Source organism: Candidatus Methylomirabilis limnetica, from assembly GCF_003044035.1.
In the GTDB taxonomy this organism is placed as follows: domain Bacteria; phylum Methylomirabilota; class Methylomirabilia; order Methylomirabilales; family Methylomirabilaceae; genus Methylomirabilis; species Methylomirabilis limnetica.
Window position 1 is genome coordinate 1 of the sequence record NZ_NVQC01000036.1, and the last position, 14743, is coordinate 14743.

The 14743-nt window shown below is 57.4% G+C and carries 18 protein-coding genes; 14 read left to right on the forward strand and 4 right to left on the reverse strand.

The features are described from left to right. Positions 1-740, reverse strand: a 740-nt coding sequence (locus tag CLG94_RS11990) for a phage integrase N-terminal SAM-like domain-containing protein (RefSeq protein ID WP_193450661.1), incomplete at its 3' end; no start/stop codon positions are given. A 242-nt stretch (positions 741-982) separates the two neighbouring features. On the opposite strand from CLG94_RS11990, the gene CLG94_RS11995 reads away from it, so the two are divergent. The 5 genes from CLG94_RS11995 to CLG94_RS12015 all read left to right on the forward strand — a co-directional run bounded on the left by CLG94_RS11995 (position 983) and on the right by CLG94_RS12015 (position 3578). Continuing rightward, entirely contained in the window at positions 983-1903 is a 921-nt protein-coding gene (locus CLG94_RS11995) for a hypothetical protein (RefSeq protein ID WP_133174716.1), read from the forward strand. 129 nt (positions 1904-2032) lie between these two features. Beyond that, positions 2033-2290 carry a type II toxin-antitoxin system RelB/DinJ family antitoxin gene (locus CLG94_RS12000; RefSeq protein ID WP_107563855.1) on the forward strand — a complete coding sequence of 86 codons (258 nt, stop codon included), beginning with the start codon at positions 2033-2035 and terminating at the stop codon, positions 2288-2290. Next, complete coding sequence (locus CLG94_RS12005; RefSeq protein ID WP_107563857.1) at positions 2287-2559, forward strand: type II toxin-antitoxin system YafQ family toxin; 273 nt, start codon at positions 2287-2289, stop codon at positions 2557-2559. Before CLG94_RS12000 ends, CLG94_RS12005 begins: the two co-directional genes overlap by 4 nt. Positions 2560-2976: 417 nt before the next feature. Next, complete coding sequence (locus tag CLG94_RS12010) at positions 2977-3252, forward strand: type II toxin-antitoxin system Phd/YefM family antitoxin (protein ID WP_107563859.1); 276 nt, start codon at positions 2977-2979, stop codon at positions 3250-3252. After that, entirely contained in the window at positions 3252-3578 is a 327-nt protein-coding gene (locus CLG94_RS12015) for a type II toxin-antitoxin system RelE/ParE family toxin (RefSeq protein WP_107563861.1), read from the forward strand. Before CLG94_RS12010 ends, CLG94_RS12015 begins: the two co-directional genes overlap by 1 nt. Positions 3579-3800: 222 nt before the next feature. Here CLG94_RS12015 and CLG94_RS12020 read toward each other — a convergent pair whose 3' ends face one another. From CLG94_RS12020 to rpiA, 3 genes are all read right to left on the reverse strand, one after another. Continuing rightward, the gene (locus CLG94_RS12020) at positions 3801-4733 is read right to left on the reverse strand and encodes a class I fructose-bisphosphate aldolase (RefSeq protein ID WP_107563863.1); all 933 of its coding nucleotides are present in this window, start codon (positions 4731-4733) and stop codon (positions 3801-3803) included. Positions 4734-4795: 62 nt separating this feature from the next. Beyond that, entirely contained in the window at positions 4796-5800 is a 1005-nt protein-coding gene (gene fbp / locus CLG94_RS12025) for a class 1 fructose-bisphosphatase (RefSeq protein ID WP_239993238.1), read from the reverse strand. A gap of 11 nt (positions 5801-5811) precedes the next feature. Next, positions 5812-6471: a ribose-5-phosphate isomerase RpiA gene (rpiA, locus tag CLG94_RS12030; RefSeq protein ID WP_107563986.1), complete on the reverse strand. Its 660-nt coding sequence runs from the start codon at positions 6469-6471 to the stop codon at positions 5812-5814. A gap of 597 nt (positions 6472-7068) precedes the next feature. Here rpiA and CLG94_RS12035 point away from each other — a divergent pair. The 9 genes from CLG94_RS12035 (at position 7069) to CLG94_RS12075 (ending at position 14536) form a co-directional block, all read left to right on the forward strand. Next, the gene (locus tag CLG94_RS12035) at positions 7069-8538 is read left to right on the forward strand and encodes a form I ribulose bisphosphate carboxylase large subunit (RefSeq protein ID WP_107563867.1); all 1470 of its coding nucleotides are present in this window, start codon (positions 7069-7071) and stop codon (positions 8536-8538) included. A gap of 20 nt (positions 8539-8558) precedes the next feature. After that, entirely contained in the window at positions 8559-8981 is a 423-nt protein-coding gene (locus CLG94_RS12040; RefSeq protein WP_107563868.1) for a ribulose bisphosphate carboxylase small subunit, read from the forward strand. Between the two features lie 114 nt (positions 8982-9095). Continuing rightward, entirely contained in the window at positions 9096-10058 is a 963-nt protein-coding gene (gene cbbX / locus CLG94_RS12045; protein WP_107563870.1) for a CbbX protein, read from the forward strand. 4 nt (positions 10059-10062) lie between these two features. Next, positions 10063-11559: a phosphoenolpyruvate carboxylase gene (ppcA, locus tag CLG94_RS12050; protein ID WP_107563872.1), complete on the forward strand. Its 1497-nt coding sequence runs from the start codon at positions 10063-10065 to the stop codon at positions 11557-11559. A gap of 47 nt (positions 11560-11606) precedes the next feature. Then, complete coding sequence (locus tag CLG94_RS12055) at positions 11607-12236, forward strand: carbonic anhydrase (protein WP_107563873.1); 630 nt, start codon at positions 11607-11609, stop codon at positions 12234-12236. A gap of 96 nt (positions 12237-12332) precedes the next feature. Then, a complete protein-coding gene (gene alr / locus CLG94_RS12060; protein WP_107563875.1) occupies positions 12333-13490 on the forward strand; it encodes an alanine racemase in 1158 nt (385 codons plus the stop codon). 234 nt (positions 13491-13724) lie between these two features. Next, positions 13725-14003, forward strand: coding sequence for a type II toxin-antitoxin system RelE/ParE family toxin (locus tag CLG94_RS12065; RefSeq protein WP_107563988.1), 279 nt, complete (start codon positions 13725-13727; stop codon positions 14001-14003). A gap of 12 nt (positions 14004-14015) precedes the next feature. After that, on the forward strand, positions 14016-14318 hold the full coding sequence (locus tag CLG94_RS12070; protein WP_107563877.1) for a HigA family addiction module antitoxin: 303 nt from the start codon (positions 14016-14018) through the stop codon (positions 14316-14318). Further along, positions 14315-14536, forward strand: coding sequence for a hypothetical protein (locus CLG94_RS12075; RefSeq protein ID WP_133174718.1), 222 nt, complete (start codon positions 14315-14317; stop codon positions 14534-14536). Before CLG94_RS12070 ends, CLG94_RS12075 begins: the two co-directional genes overlap by 4 nt. Positions 14537-14743: the final 207 nt, after the last annotated feature.

Sequence of the window (14743 nt, forward strand, 5' to 3'; positions counted from 1 at the left end):
GGATTTCGACCGCAGCATGGAAAAGCCTCCGGCTTTCCCATGCTTCCCACAGGCCCGACTATCACTGAACAGAGGTGGGTTCCTTTTGCTTTATCACGGTGGGTCCCTTTTGCGTTGTCAAAACGAGAAGGCTTCCGCCACTGGTGAAAAGCAACGAACCGGCGAATCCATGCCACATAGGCCTGTTCCGTGCGGTAGGCGTAGTGTTCGAGCCGCAAGCATTCCCGCACCCGTGCATCCAACGCCCGCCAATTGACGGCCGTGTGTGTCTTCACCGTCGGCGCCCCTGTCGAGGGTGGAGCCTCGGCAGTCCGAAGCGCCGGAGGGGCAGGGCCAACCGCGGCGCCGGGCTCCATGGCCAGGAGAACATGTTTCCGCTTGACATCCCTACGGCCTGCCGCATATGTTTTGTGCGCATCCTTGCGACTACGCAACTCAGCGACAGGCGTGGGGGTTGGAGGGGAGGGTGGCTCTGAAGCGCTTTTCAGCTCACTTGCATCAAGTCGCGGCGCCAGCGCGATGCCCCGCAACTGCTCGTAGTACAGTTCCATGGCGTCGCGAGCCTGCTGGACCTGCCAGTTGGACACACCCCCGCGTTGTGCGATGTCCGCAAGAAATACCTCGATCTCCGTCCGTCCTAGGTCCCTGCGCCTGCGTCCCGGATGCCGCGCGAAAAACCTTCGCACCCACGCCATGCAGTACGGGATGGTTTTCTCCTGTGCCCCGGCCTCCCGCAGCACGGCGATGTACCCCCCCCGGCCACCGCGGCTGCGGGTTCAGCGGCGCCACCCCCCGTCGAGTCGTTTGAGGCATATCATCCCTCCCCCACCAGAATGCTATGCGTCGCGATTTCATGGAACATACTGGTTGTCAAGCGGTTTTTAGACGCATATCATCCCAGCGCGGCGTGCCGGCGGGATGCTATTTTTGAGGCATAAGACTCTGTTAGCCCTTTCACCTCCAGACCTATGGGAGTCACTCGATGAAAACGCCAATTGCATGGATGCCAGTGATGGGCCGAATGGATCAGCGAAAAGACAGCATCATCTTCAAAGGCGGAAAGATCGACATTCCTGGGCAGGAACAGGAAGGATCTGAAATCGGTCTTTTCCTGTGCAACCGAACCTTCTCAGAAGGGTCAATTGCAGTTGATGTCCGATTTGATGACGTTTCGCCAACCAGTTGTGCCGATGTCGTGCTCTTCTACGATCCTCAAAACCGATACACACTAAACGCGGGTCTTACGTATCAAAACCTATTCGCCATACGCCACTTCGACACACGATGGACTATTCATGCCACAGCCGGCGCGGCAAACGCAATCGAAGCAAAGCGAACATATCGCCTTGAGGCATCATTGCGTGGTTCCACTGTTGCCTTGAAGTGCGACGGGGTAGAGGTTCTTCGAGTTGTGCTGCCTTTTGTGCTTCCACAAAGTCAGGTAGGCGTGTTCGGCGTTGATCGAACCAATATCGAGTTCAAGAACTTCCTGGTGAGCCCGGTCAAGCCTCGTGCCTTTGTAGTAATGCAGTTCAGTGCGCCATACAACGATGTCTACTCCGAAGTCATCAAGCAGGTATGCGACGAAGAGGAGGTAGACGTAACCCGAATCGATGAAGAAGCTGGCCCCGGCTTAATCATTCAGGACATCAATCGAACGATCCGTGAGTCAAAGATCATTATTGCCGACATAAGTCCAATCAACGCGAATGTGTTTTACGAGGTTGGGTTTGCACACGCCTTAAATAAGCCAACGATTCTTCTCGCCGAAAAAGGTACCAAGCTACCGTTTGATGTTTCTCCGTTCCGTACGCTCTTCTACGAGAACTCAATTGGAGGCAAGCGGTTGTTTGAAGAAGGTCTTCGGAAACATATCCGTGCCTGCCTACAGCAAAAGGGCTAACCCGGCAGTCCACCGGACCTGCGCGAAAAGCCGCGCAGGCCGGTGACTTCAACGTTGGACGAAAATGAGAAAATAGAGATGAGATCAAAACATCTTGCATCTGTGTTGCGAATGTGACACAATAGGATTATGAAAACAGCAGTCGTCCACGCGCGTATTGAACCGCAAACAAAGCAAAAGGCCGAAGGGGTCCTTCGCAAGCTTGGCCTTACTCCCACGGAGGCGATCCGTATCTTCTACCGGCAGATATCCCTCCGTGGCGGATTGCCTTTCCCGGTCGCGATTCCGAACGAGCTGACGGCGTCTACCCTGGAGAAGAGCCGTCGCGGCGAACACGTTCAGGAATACGAGTCTTTAGAAGCAATGTTCAAGAATTGGGAGAAATGAAGAAGGTCTCGCAGACCAGGCAGTTTTCCCGGGATATCAAGCGCATGCGGAAACGAGGGGAAGACCTGCACAAGCTGCAGGAGGTTGTCGAGCTTCTGGCCGAGGGCACTCCGCTTCCAGCAAACCACAGAGACCATCCACTCATCGGACCGTGGCAGCCGTCGCGCGACTGCCACATTGAAGCCGACTGGATCTTGATTTACACTGCAGATAAAGACTCGCTTCGGCTTGAACGGACCGGCACGCACCGCGACCTTTTCAAGAAATGAGATCGTCCAACAGGTCGCTCCAGTCGACGCCGTTAGAACGGCGCGGATGAGCTTTGTCATTAGGCTAAGGTAGGCCGATAAGATGACCTCAGCTTGACCCCGCGTGCGGGTACCCTCAGCGCGCCCACTGCATTTCCCCGGAGTAGATCTTCATGATCTTCGTAAGCAGGTCGATGGCGTCGGAGCGCCGACGGTTAGTACCTGCAAGCAGTTCCACCACTGTCAGCAGAAGAGTATAATGCTCAGAAGCGATCCCCCGTGCCGAGGAGAATGCAATGGCTACCAAAGTTGTCCAACTGACAGATGACGAACTAAGAGCCATAATCGACGAAGTCGTCGCGCAAACCACCATCAATCTTGACAGTTGACCTGTTTATGGACTATATTCAGTCATACTCAAGTAATGGAGGTACCATTATGAAACTGTCCAGCCAGATCAAGCCTATCAGTTATCTGAAAGCCCATGCCGCCGAAATCGTAAGGTGTCTGGACGAGCAGCGCGAGCCACTGGTCATCACGCAGAACGGCGAAGCCAAAGTAGTCATGCAGGGCATCAAAAGCTACGAGCAAACTCAAGACACGTTGGCTCTCCTGAAAATCCTGGCACTCGGAACCCGTCAGATCGAGGAAGGCAAGGTCCAGCCCGCTGAGAATGTACTCAAACGCCTGCGCGAGCGACGCGGTACCCACTGATGCCGTTCGCGGTTCTGCTGACCAGTGACGCAGCGCGTGATCTCGACGAAATTTATGACTATATCGCTCTGCACGATGTACCTCAAAAAGCAGATTACGTATTGGAACAGATTGAGAAAGCTTTCTCCAGACTGTCCGAATCCCCAGAGCGGGGTGCCTATCCGAAAGAGCTGCTATCGCTGGGCATTCGGGAATACCGCGAGGTTTTCTTCAAACCCTACCGCATCATTTACCGAGTTATGGGTAATAACGTGTACGTTCTGCTGATTGTTGATGGTCGTCGTGACATGCAGTCGCTGCTGCAGCGGCGATTGCTCGAGGCGTAGTGCACATTGCCCGGTTGGTATATGTGGACGAGATATGGGAAGCCTTGAACAAAAAAGAATTCGGGCATTATGGCCGAACAAGGGCATTCAGTAGATTCTGGAATACTTGGGTTGTGGAAGCTCGATCGCCGCGACCGGTGCCACTGATGCTCAGCGCGTCAGGCTAAGGTAGGACGATAAGATGAGCGATGCAGACCCTGCACGCGGGTGCCCGCAACGTGCCTACTGCATCTCCCCGGAGTAGATCGTCATGATCTTCGTGAGCAGGTCGATGGCGTCGGAGCGGCGGCGCTGGAACGAGTTGCGGCCGATGATCGTGCCGAACCTACCGCCATCGCGGATAGCCCGGATCTCATCCAGGACGGCATTATCGTCCTCCTTTGCCGCCCCGCCGGAGAAGATCACCATCCGTCGCCCATCGAAAGCGCTCTGGACCACATGCCGGACGCGATCCGCCAAGGTCCCGATCGGTACCTTGGTCTTCTCGTAGACCTTCTTGGCCTCCGGCTGCTCGATGTGGGCGGTGGGTAGCTTCACCTTGATGAGGTGGGCGCCAAGCTGCGCGGCGATCTGTGCCGCGTAGGCCACCACGTCGATCGCCGTCTCGCCCTCCTTGCTTAGACCGGTGCCGCGCGGGTACGACCAGCAGACGGCGATCAGGCCGGACGCCTTGGCCTCAGCCGCGATCTCGCGGAACTGCTGGTACATCGTAGCGCAATGAGCCGAGCCGGGGTAGATCGTGAAGCCCACGCCGACACACCCCAGGCGCAGCGCATCTTTCACGCTGGCCGTCACCGCCGAAAGCGGGTCCTTATCGTCGTACAGCACGTCGTGGCTATTGAGCTTCAGGATCATAGGGATCTGGCCGGCGAAGTCCGCCGCGCCTGCCTCGATGAAGCCAAGCGGCGCCGCGTAGGCGCTCAAGCGCGCCTCAATCGCCAGCTCAAAGTGGTAGTGCGGGTGGTAGGCAGGCGGATTGATCGCGAAGCTACGCGCCGGACCGTGTTCAAAACCTTGATCCACCGGCAAGATCACCAGTCGGCCTGTGCCGCCAAGGTAGCCATGGTTCAACAGGCGCGCCAAGTTCGTCAGCTTTCCCGGATTGTCACCACTGTACCATCCGAGAATCTCACGGGTACGTGTATTCAGGCGCATCGCCTTCTTCGAATCGGCCCGCAGGTCAAGTTCCGGCCCGGGCCGCGCGCAGGGTGAGCGCGTTACCGCTTCCCTTGGTAGAACTCCTCGGCGAGGATCACGTCATCGGGGCTGCCGATGATTATTGGCACGCGCTGGTGATATTCCGACGGCTCGATGTCCAGGATCCGCTCATCGCCGGTGCTGGCCCGTCCCCCAGCCTGCTCCACGATATAGGCCATTGGTGCTACCTCATAGAGAAGTCGGAGCTTTCCTTTGGCATTCTTTCCCTCGCCGGCCTCGCCCGGGTACATAAAGAGCCCGCCTTCAAGCAGCGTGCGGTGCAGATCCGCCACCATCGACCCGACGTAGCGGAGCGAATAAGGGCGGCCTGTCGCTTTGTCCGGCGTACTCAGATAATCGACCACCCGGCGAGTCGGTTCGGACCAGCGATGGTAGTTCCCATGGTTCACACTGTACGTCTTGCCCTGTCGCGGAATCCGAATGTCGGGGTGTGTCAGGACGTAATCGTCCAGCGTATGATCCCATGTAAAGCCATGCACTGCATGACCAGCGGCGTAAACGAACATGGTACTGGGGCCATACATCACATAGCCGGCCGCCACCTGCTCTGTCCCTTTCCGCAAGATATCCGCCGCCATATGTTCCCGCCCATGGCCACGCCGGTGCCGCACCGAAAAGATCGTTCCCACTGTCCCATTGATGTCGATATTCGACGAGCCATCGACCGGATCGAAACAGACCACATAACTCCCGGGGAGGCAGTTGCGGTCGACATGTAACGGCGCTTCCATCTCCTCTGAGACCATCGTACAGACGAGGCCGGTCTCCTTTAGCGCATCCACGAGCACATCGTTCGACCAGAGATCAAGCTGGGCGATCTGCTCTCCCTGAACGTTTATCTCCCCGGTATATCCCAATTTGCCGTGCAGCGCCGCTCTATTCACCTCCCGCGAAATCAGTTTAGAGACAGTGCCTATCTTAATGAGAAGCGCGCCCAGGTCGCCCTCTATCGGTGTCCGGTCGTCCAGAAGATGACGGGTAAGGGTGATGCCTTTGCTGATCATCGGATCCCCCATCATGGGTCTCTGCGTTGTTGTACTGTGACCGTATCGCCGTCCTGCACCAGGACCGTGTCAGCCATACCGATGAAGAGCCCCGTTCCGACCACCCCAGGGACCCCAAGGATCGCCTGCTCGAAGGCGGCCGGATCAGAGAGAGGCGAGATGCTGCAGTCAAGAATGTAATTGCCGTTATCGGTCACGAACGGCTGTCCGTCATGCTCGCGCACCGCCGGCCGGCATCCGAGTTCTGTGAGACGGCGGCGGCAGAGGGGCAGCCCGAACGGCACGATCTCTACGGGAAGGATGCCACGGCTCCCCAGGACCGGCACCAGCTTTTCGGCCCCAACCAGGATGATCAGCCGTCGTGACGAGGCGGCCACAATCTTCTCGCGAACCAGCGCGCCGCCGTAGCCCTTGATAAGGTCGAGCCGAGGATCGACCTCATCCGCGCCATCAAATGTGACGTCGATATGTGACACCTCATCGAGCGTAGCCAGCGGTATCCCAAGCTGCGTAGCCAACGCAGCCGTGACCTGCGAAGTCGAAACCGCCGTAACCCGAAGACCTGCCTTCACCGCTTGGCCCAGGGCGCGGACAAATGCGGTCGCAGCCCGCCCGGTCCCCAGACCGACTATATCGCCGTCCCTGATGAAATCTAGAGCCATGCTAGCCATGGACGGCTGAGCCCCCAGCGCGCCAGGGGCATTAGAATGTAGCTGTTGATTGTGAGTATGCGATTCTTGATTCATAGAATGATGAAAGACCCCCCAGTCCCCTCTTAAAGGTTACAGGTCTATTTATCGCAGATATTATTACTATGTCGGATATCCGGATGTCAAGAAGCGCTTCAGACGCCGGGTGTTCACGACAGCGGAGAAGATGTGCCGCTCGTGAAGCGTCATAGTGCGCCATAAAGGAAACCTTATGATAAGTTCCATAATTTTCTATTTGACCTTATGCTAAGAACTGATAACTTAAGGCCACGAATAGGAATGAGACAGGATCCGATCAGACTCACCGAAGAGTGAAGGCAAGAGGTGAATCATCCGAGATCTCCAGGGGAATGAACTACCCCGCAGCAAGCCGCGGGGTATCGTCTTCTGTTCTGGCCCGTCATTCCGTGCTTGACACGGAATCCAGTCGGGCCCTCTGGATACCGGCTTCCGCCGGTATGACGAACTCGCGGCAAGCCGCGGGGTATCGACCCTCGACGAGAATAAAACAACGGGACAGTAGAACAGAGTAAACACGCAGACTGAAGGGAGGGAACCATGGCAGGAGCAGCTAAGGCAGGAACCAGTAAGGATCCAAAAGACCGGTACAAAGCGGGGGGTGTGGTCCCTTACAAGCAGATGGGGTATTGGCGGCCGGAATATGTGCCGAAGGATACCGACATCATTGCGGTGTTCCGTATCACCCCCCAGGAAGGGGTAGATGCGGATGAGGCGGCCGCGGCTGTGGCGGGCGAATCGTCGACTGCCACCTGGACAGTGGTGTGGACCGACCGTCTCACGGATCACGATGCCTATCGCGGTAAGGCGTACAGGCTCGATCCTGTACCGGGGAGTCCAGGTCAGTATTTCGCCTACATCGCCTACGATTTGGACCTGTTTGAAGATGGCTCGATCGTCAACGTGAGCGCGTCTATTATCGGCAATGTGTTCGGCTTCAAGCCGCTCAAGGCGCTGCGCCTGGAAGACATGCGGTTCCCTGTGGCCTACCTCAAGACCTTTCAGGGTCCGCCCACCGGGATCGTCGTGGAGCGCGAGCGCCTGGATAAGTTCGGTCGCCCGCTGCTGGGCGCCACCATCAAACCGAAGCTGGGGCTCTCCGGTAAAAACTACGGCCGCGTCGTGTATGAGGCGCTCAAAGGCGGCCTCGACTTCACCAAGGACGACGAAAACATCAACTCGCAGGCGTTTATGCACTGGCGCGATCGCTTCCTCTTTGCAATGGAAGGGGTGAACCGCGCCTCGGCCGCCAGCGGCGAGGTGAAGGGGCATTACCTCAATATCTCAGCCGCCACCATGGAGGACATGTATGAGCGCGCCGAATTCGCCAAGGATTTGGGCAGCGTCATCATTATGATCGATCTGGTAATCGGTTACACTGCGATCCAGTCGATATCCAAGTGGGCGCGGAAAAACGATATGATGCTGCACCTGCACCGGGCAGGCCATTCGACCTATACCCGTCAGAAGAATCACGGTGTCAACTTCCGCGTAATCTGTAAATGGATGCGTATGGCGGGGGTAGATCATATTCACGCCGGAACCGTCATCGGCAAGCTCGAAGGCGACCCGTTTATGGTCAAAGGATTTTACGATACCCTGCGGGAAACCCATACCCCGCTGAATCTGCAAAATGGTCTGTTCTTTGATCAGGACTGGGCGGCGCTACGCAAGGTCATGCCGGTCGCCTCAGGCGGCATCCACGCCGGGCAGATGCACCAGTTGCTCCACTACTTTGGGGAAGACGTGGTGCTCCAGTTCGGCGGCGGGACCATCGGCCATCCGACCGGCATCGCGGCGGGCGCGACGGCCAACCGGGTGGCCTTGGAAGCGATGGTTCAGGCGCGCAACGAAGGCCGCGATTATTTGAATGAAGGTGAGGAGATCCTGGCGAATGCCGCACGGTGGTGTTCGCCATTGCGGACGGCGCTGGAAGTGTGGAAGGATATTACCTTCAACTATGCCTCGACCGATACCGCAGACTTTGTTCCGACAACAACGGCCACGTAGGTGAAAAGGGAGGAAGCATTATGCGAATCACTCAGGGTGCCTTCTCGTTCCTGGCTGATCTGACCGATGAACAGATCAGAAAGCAGGTGGAGTATGCGTTGAAAAATAAATGGGCCGTCAGTGTCGAGTTTACGGATGACCCGCATCCCCGCAATACCTTCTGGGAGATGTGGGGCTTGCCGATGTTCGACCTGGAAGACCCGGCTGGGATTGTGTACGAGATCAATGCTTGCCGCAAGGCCTATCCCAACCACTACATCAAGGTGAACGCCTTCGACCATACAAAAGGCTGGGAAACTATCCGTATGTCTTTCATCGTTCACCGGCCGACTAATGAGCCCGGCTTTAGCCTTGTGCGCCAGGAGGTGAAGGGCCGAACCATCAGCTACACCCTACACAGCTATGCCACCGACAAGCCGGAGGGCAAGCGGTATACGGACTGAGCACGTTATCGGACATTATGGGAGGGAGAGGGGGGTTCACCCCCCCTCTCCCTCCCCACGCTATGCGGTTCCGAGCAATAGTTGTGAGGACCGCCAGGTGGAGTGAGGAAGTCAATGAGTGAAACGGAAGTTGAACAAACCCCTGAAGAGAAGGCCTTGTCAAGAATTCCCGACGATACGCCGGTGGATCTTGAAGGTATCGTTCGCGATTCCCAGGTTCAGGAGGTCCTTGATAAGCTCGACCGGGAACTGATAGGCCTGACGCCGATCAAGACGCGGATTAGAGAAATAGCGGCCTTGTTGCTGATTGACAGGGTGCGGAAAGGCTTGGGGCTCATGTCAGGACCGCCCAGCCTCCATATGTGCTTTACCGGTAATCCCGGTACGGGGAAGACCACCGTAGCGATGCGGATGGCCGAGATTCTGCACCGCCTCGGTTACGTCCGTAAGGGCCATTTGGCGGCGGTGACACGCGATGATCTCGTCGGCCAATACATCGGGCATACCGCGCCGAAGACCAAAGAGGTCTTGAAGAGAGCCATGGGCGGCGTACTGTTTATCGACGAAGCCTATTATCTCTACCGTTCGGAGAACGAGCGTGACTACGGCCAGGAGTCCATCGAGATCTTACTCCAGGTCATGGAAAATCAGCGGGAGGATCTCGTCGTCATCCTGGCCGGTTACAGGGACCGCATGCAAACATTCTTCCAAGGCAATCCAGGGATGTCCTCCCGTGTCGCACATCACTTGGATTTTCCGGATTACTCAGCGGAAGAACTCATAGCGATTGCCAAACTGATGTTGGAAGAACAGCAATACCGTTTCAGCCCAGAAGCTGAAAAGGTCTTTCATGCGTATCTTCTCAAGCGCATGCAAATGCCCAACTTCGCTAATGCCCGTAGTGTGCGGAATGCCCTTGATCGGGCTCGCCTGCGCCAGGCCAACCGCTTGTTCGCACAACATAGAAACACACTCACGAAAAAAGATCTGGTGACCATCGAGGCTGAAGATATCCTTGCCAGCCGCGTATTCATGGATGTTCAGCCGGAATCCGATCAGAAAACAGATCGAAAGTAGAGCGATGATCGATATCGAGACCCATCGCCGTATCCCCCGCTGTATGAGCACCCAGCATCCGGACAACGTAACCGTCCCCTTCTTCGCCCAAGGGCCTGTGATGGAGGGGATGGACGAGATCCGGGAGGCCTACTACGCCTTCTCCCATTTAGGCTGTGATGAGCAGATGTGGGACTTCGAGGGGAAGGAGGTCGATGAGTTCGTCGTCGAGAAGCTCTTGACGACCTACGAGGGGTTCTTCCGGGAGTTTCCCTTAGGACGGGAGATGTTCCTGACCTTACGAGTTCCGAACCCTGCCGTGGAAAAGGCACAGGGGAAGATCCTCCTCGAAGTCCTCCACGGAATCCCCAGAGCTTACGATGTGGCCCGCCTCTTCTACGGGGAGGATGTAGCCCCCATCTTCGAGGTCATCCTTCCCATGACCACCTCGGCGGAGGAGCTGAACCGTGTACTCCGGTACTATCAGGTCTTCGTCACGGGGAAGGGGTCGGCGGTTCTTACCCCCGGTGATATCTCTCTCAAAGAATGGATTGGAGAGTTCCACCCCACCACGATCCAGATCATCCCTTTGATCGAGGATAAGGAGTCGCTGCTTCGAGCCGATGCCATCGTCCGCACGTACCTTCAAGACAAAGACCTCTCGTACCAGCGCGTCTTCTTAGCTCGTTCCGATCCCGCCTTGAACTATGGAAGCCTGGCGGCTAGCCTCCTGGTAAAGGTAGCCTTGAGCCGTCTGGAAAGGCTGGAGCAGGAGCGGGGGATCCCCATCTATCCGATCCTTGGGGCCGGAAGCGCCCCGTTTCGTGGCAATTTCCGACCCGATACAGTGGAACGACACCTTGCTGAGCACCCAAGCGTGCAGACGTTCACAATCCAGTCGGCCTTTAAATACGACCATCCGGCTCCTGCGATCATCCAGGCCATCGAGACTCTCAAGAACGCACCTAGAAAGAGTGCCCGGCCGGTGGAGCCGGAGGGGAAGGTCATCGATCTGATTGAGCGGATCTCCGCTTGCTACCAGCGTCAAGTAAGAGCGATAGCGCCCCTTATGAATAACGTAGCCCCCGCCGTTCCCAGGCGGCGGATGCGGAAACTCCATATCGGTCTTTTCGGCTACAGCCGGAGCATCGGCGGGGTCTCGCTCCCCCGGGCCATCTCCTTCTGTGCCGCCCTTTACTCCTTAGGCCTTCCCCCCGAGATCCTCGGCCTCTCCTGTCTTGGTCAGGAGGATCTGGCCCTTCTTCGGGAGGTCGACCCGGGGTTCGAGGCCGACCTCGGAGATGCCCTTCAGTATCTGAACGAGGAGGCGCTCACCCTCCTCCCTCCCGCTGAAGCAGGGGAGATACAAAGGACCATCCGACTCCTCGGCCTCCCCCTCTCCCCGAATCATGCCCACCGTGAGGTCACTACGACGATTATCAAGCGGGTTGGAGAGGGGAGTGTCAAGGACCTCGGCGATCTCATCCTCCGGGCAGCCTGGATTCGAAAGTTTCTGGGCTGAATACTCCGATAGATATTCTAAGCTACAAGAGCTGGCCTTAAGATCAGATGATCTCCGCACGGGAAGCACTCAAACGTCTTCGTGAAGGAAACCGCCGTTTCACCTCGAACGTGCAGAGCTTCGACACGCTTCTGAGCCAGACCAGACGCGGTGAGCTCCTCACAGGCCAGCAGCCTGTCGCAATCATTCTTGGCTGTTCAGATTCACGTGTTCCAGCAGAAATCGTGTTCGACCAGGGGCTCGGCGATCTCTTCGTCATCCGGGTTGCTGGTAACATTGTCGCTCCGTGCCTAGTCGGGAGCGTTGAGTATGCCGCTGCCTACTGCGGAACACGTCTAGTGGTTGTACTTGGCCATTCCCAGTGCGGCGCTATTCTGGCCACATTAGAGGCACTGAGGCAACCTATGACGGTCCAGTCCCGCAATCTGCACTCCATCATCGATCATATCCGCCCGTCAGTCGAGGGCCTCCTCAGTGCTGAACCCCAGCGCGATGCGAACGACCTTATTCGAGATGCAGTTCGCGCTAACGTCCTCGCCTCTGCTAACCACCTGCGACACGGCTCTGAACTTCTCGAGAAACTGATCCTCAATGATGGCCTGCTTGTCGTTGGCGCTGAGTACTCGCTCGAGACTGGTCTGGTCGAATTCTTCGATGGCGTACCGGACGCTGCCTGACTACCGCTCGATGACAGGCTTAACCTCCTGGTCATGCATGATAGCGGGAATGCATGATTGAGGTAGTTTGACCTTCAGAGCTGAGAATAGGAATCAATGAGCAACCATCAGGGTCTCGGCTGGGCAGCCGATCGGGTTCCCTCTACCCGCCGCGCCTGGGTAGAGGTCGATCTCGGGGCGATCCGACGAAATGTGCAGGCGATCCGACGGCTGCTGAGACCGTCGACGCAGTTCATGTCGGTCGTCAAGGCTGATGGCTACGGCCATGGCGCCGTTGCGGTCGCCCGGACGGCGCTCTCGGCCGGTGCCTCGTGGCTTGCGGTGGCCACGCTTGAAGAGGGGATCCAGTTGAGGCAGGCTGGGATTGAGGCGCCGATTCTCCTCTTCGGTCCCACGATCTGTAAAAAGGAAATCGAGGCAGTTGCCGAGCATCGGCTGCAGCCTACCGTCTGTAGCCTCGATCATGCCCGTCGGTTCTCCGAGGCGGGTCTGGGGCCGATCCAGATTCACCTGAAGGTCGATACCGGCATGTCCCGTCTGGGAGTAGCCTGGCAGGAGGCTCAGGATCTCCTCAACACCATCAGACTCTTGCCCAATGTCACTGTCGCCAGTCTCTACAGTCATCTGGCCACGGCGGATGCAGCAGATCCCGTCACGACCGCCCAGCAATTCGAGCGATTTGCCAGGCTGGTAGCCATGCTGGAGAAGCAGGGGACCAGGCCTCCATTGGCGCACCTGGCCAACTCTGCCGCTACATTAGCGCTCCCAGAGACCCACTTCGATCTGGTCCGAATCGGGTTGGCTCAGTATGGCCTGTACCCAGCCTCTCACCTTCAGGAAGTTGTGGTCCTTCACCCCGCCCTCTCTGTCAAAGCAAGGATCGTCTTCATCAAGACGGTTCCACCAGGGACCGGGGTCAGTTACGGTCACACCTTTCGAACGGGACGCCCGACGCGACTGGCCACCGTGTCCATCGGCTATGGCGATGGTATCCCCCGCGCCCTCTCAAACAGGATCGACTTCCTGGTTCGCGGTCGGCGGGCTCGGCAGGTGGGAACGATCACGATGGACCAATGTCTGATCGATGTCACCGATATGCCGGATACGTTCGAGGGAGAGATCACCACGCTGCTTGGGCAGGACGGGGACGAGCGTATCTCGGTCGCGGAGTGGGCAGAGCGCCTGGGGACTATCCCGTATGAGATCCTCACGGTCCTCTCCCCTCGCCTGCCGAGGATTTTCTCCCAGGACTGATATCACCGGCCCACCAATATCGAATTTTTGGTTCTTCCGGGTTTTCCATGGGTACCATGGCCTGCCAGCGGAAGTGACGCCTCTTGTGGACTCCTCCCCCCTCCGAGGGGGAGGATACAGGTGGGGGGGAGGGGGGCCATATGCCATGCACGATGTCCGCAGGTGACACTCACGCGCCCATCCAGCCCAAGTTTGAGCTTGCACTATATCGTGGATCGATATACAGTAAAGTCCATGATAAAGACCTTCCGCAATCAAGACGCGCAAGCGTTGTTCGAGGGTCGTTGCCCACGCCGCTGGCAGGCCATCCGGCAAGTGGCTGAGCGCAAACTCGCGATGTTGCATGCCGCAGCCACGCTGGATTTTTTGCGCTCGCCCCCAGGCAACCGGCTGAAGGCCCTGAAAGGCGACCGCATTGGTCAGTGGAGCATCCGCATCAACGATCAATGGCGAGTATGTTTCCGCTGGGCTGAAGGAGATGCGTGTGATGTTGAGATTGTGGACTATCACTAAGGAGGCGTTGGTATGACAAAGAACCGTATGCGGCCAATCCACCCAGGAGAGATTCTGCATGAAGAGTATATGGTGCCGCTTGGAATCTCTGCGAATGGACTGGCGCGGGCACTGGGCGTTACTCCTGCCCGCATCAACGAGATCGTCAGGCAAAAACGTGGTATCACGGGGGACACAGCCTTGCGCCTCGCCCGCTATTTCGGGACGGACGCCCAATCCTGGTTGAACCTGCAAACCGCATATGATTTGCGGGTTTCAGAGTTAGCATCCGGTGATACTATTGAGCGCCAAGTAAAGCCCCGCGAGGCGGCTTGAGTGTGCCGCTGTGGCCTATCGAATTTAAATCCGGCCAGACCGTAACCCGCGACTACCTGATCGGCCTGCAGAAATGGCTGGCCCTTGCCGGGGCCTTCGCATCGAAGCCCCTCTCGGGCGAAACACTGGTTAATGAACACGTCAAAACTGTGTTACGTATGTTGGCTCACAGACCTGAGGTTGTGATGAACAGACCGTTCGCCGCTTTCGGCGAATAGGCGTTTGCGTACAGGGACTACCTGGAAGGATGTGGCCCGCTATCTCTATCTCTTCGCAAGGGACACTCCATGAGGCGCTGCCGCACCACGGCAAACGAAAAGGCATCTTCCCCCCCGGATCGAGTCCGGGGCAGACTCTCATGGGGAGGGGAAGGGACACCCCTTGTGGACCTCCCCCCGGTAGCCTCTGGGTGGGAGGAAGGAACA

Coding starts and splice junctions, on each gene's coding strand:
- CLG94_RS12015 (WP_107563861.1), top strand. CDS start 3,252: ATGCCGTTCGCGGTTCTGCTGACCAGTGACGCAGCGCGTGATCTCGAC.
- cbbX (WP_107563870.1), top strand. CDS start 9,096: ATGAGTGAAACGGAAGTTGAACAAACCCCTGAAGAGAAGGCCTTGTCA.
- CLG94_RS12000 (WP_107563855.1), top strand. CDS start 2,033: ATGAAAACAGCAGTCGTCCACGCGCGTATTGAACCGCAAACAAAGCAA.
- rpiA (WP_107563986.1), bottom strand. CDS start 6,471: ATGGCTAGCATGGCTCTAGATTTCATCAGGGACGGCGATATAGTCGGT.
- CLG94_RS12040 (WP_107563868.1), top strand. CDS start 8,559: ATGCGAATCACTCAGGGTGCCTTCTCGTTCCTGGCTGATCTGACCGAT.
- fbp (WP_239993238.1), bottom strand. CDS start 5,800: ATGATCAGCAAAGGCATCACCCTTACCCGTCATCTTCTGGACGACCGG.
- CLG94_RS12035 (WP_107563867.1), top strand. CDS start 7,069: ATGGCAGGAGCAGCTAAGGCAGGAACCAGTAAGGATCCAAAAGACCGG.
- CLG94_RS12010 (WP_107563859.1), top strand. CDS start 2,977: ATGAAACTGTCCAGCCAGATCAAGCCTATCAGTTATCTGAAAGCCCAT.
- CLG94_RS12055 (WP_107563873.1), top strand. CDS start 11,607: ATGATCTCCGCACGGGAAGCACTCAAACGTCTTCGTGAAGGAAACCGC.
- alr (WP_107563875.1), top strand. CDS start 12,333: ATGAGCAACCATCAGGGTCTCGGCTGGGCAGCCGATCGGGTTCCCTCT.
- ppcA (WP_107563872.1), top strand. CDS start 10,063: ATGATCGATATCGAGACCCATCGCCGTATCCCCCGCTGTATGAGCACC.
- CLG94_RS11995 (WP_133174716.1), top strand. CDS start 983: ATGAAAACGCCAATTGCATGGATGCCAGTGATGGGCCGAATGGATCAG.
- CLG94_RS12065 (WP_107563988.1), top strand. CDS start 13,725: ATGATAAAGACCTTCCGCAATCAAGACGCGCAAGCGTTGTTCGAGGGT.
- CLG94_RS12070 (WP_107563877.1), top strand. CDS start 14,016: ATGACAAAGAACCGTATGCGGCCAATCCACCCAGGAGAGATTCTGCAT.
- CLG94_RS12005 (WP_107563857.1), top strand. CDS start 2,287: ATGAAGAAGGTCTCGCAGACCAGGCAGTTTTCCCGGGATATCAAGCGC.
- CLG94_RS12020 (WP_107563863.1), bottom strand. CDS start 4,733: ATGCGCCTGAATACACGTACCCGTGAGATTCTCGGATGGTACAGTGGT.